This is a genomic window from Streptomyces chiangmaiensis (assembly GCF_036281785.1).
Classification (GTDB): Bacteria; Actinomycetota; Actinomycetes; order Streptomycetales; family Streptomycetaceae; genus Streptomyces; species Streptomyces chiangmaiensis.
Map to the genome: position 1 here is coordinate 1 of NZ_JAYWVC010000648.1, position 855 is coordinate 855.

At 67.3% G+C, this 855-nt stretch carries 2 protein-coding genes; one reads left to right on the forward strand and one right to left on the reverse strand.

What is annotated here, in order from left to right:
• Window positions 1-75: 75 nt before the first annotated feature.
• Window positions 76-357 (reverse strand): hypothetical protein, encoded by a 282-nt coding sequence (locus VXC91_RS46180; protein WP_329513300.1) that lies wholly within the window; start codon window positions 355-357, stop codon window positions 76-78.
• Between the two features lie 151 nt (window positions 358-508).
• On the opposite strand from VXC91_RS46180, the gene VXC91_RS46185 reads away from it, so the two are divergent.
• On the forward strand, window positions 509-855 hold a 347-nt coding region (locus VXC91_RS46185; RefSeq protein WP_329513301.1), incomplete at its 3' end, for a hypothetical protein.

An 855-nucleotide genomic window follows, 5' to 3' on the forward strand; every position in this document is an offset into this window, starting at 1 on the left:
CAGCGTGCGCACCACACAGCGCCGGGCAGACGGGACTTTGAAGAACTCCCTAGTCTTCTGAGTCGGGAACTCTGTTCAGATATGCGGCGAGGCGTTCGAGGATCTCGTCTGCGCCTCGCCTGCCAGGTTGGTCAGGCTGGTGGCAGCCAGGGCGTTGATGAGCAGTTTTCGGATTGCGGTCGGCGTGAATGCGCGGTGTTCGGAGCCGATGTCGCGCTGGAACAGCAGCGGCATCGGCGGGTTCCAGACCTTTTCGCGGACGTCGTAGGAGGCCACCAGCGGTATCGCCCCGTCGGGGCGCGCGCGCAGGCGGATGATGATGGTGCTGCGGACGTCGGCGAGTTCCGGGCTGACCAAGAGGAGTCGCTCGGTGTCGGTCTTGGACGGGGCGATCTGCAGCAGCGGTACGACCTCGCCAGTGGACGGCGGCCGGTACCGGGTGACGCTGCGGTGCGTCAGCTCCAGGAGTTCCCCGTTGCGGATGCCGGTCAGCCGGGGAACCTCGATCGTGACGAAGGCCCAGAAGGCCTCCTTTTCCTCCGAGTTGAGGGGAGGCCGGCAGCAGCCGTTCCTGGTCGAGCTTGGACGGGGCGACCTGGAGCATGGGCACGATCTCACCAATGGTGGGCGGCCGGTAGGCGACGAAGCTGTGGTGGGTCTGATCCAGGGCCTCCTCGATGCGTATGCCGGTGTGGCCGAGGACTTCGACGATGGCCCAGGCCCAGAAGGCGCGTTCCAGCGGCTGCACGTCGTGGACCGTCAGACGCTGGGCGTGTGGGGCGGCGGGCTCGCGCCCGCTCTGGGAGCCGCTGCGGGCGGTGCCGCCTCTGCGTCGTTCAACACCTCTGAGTTGAG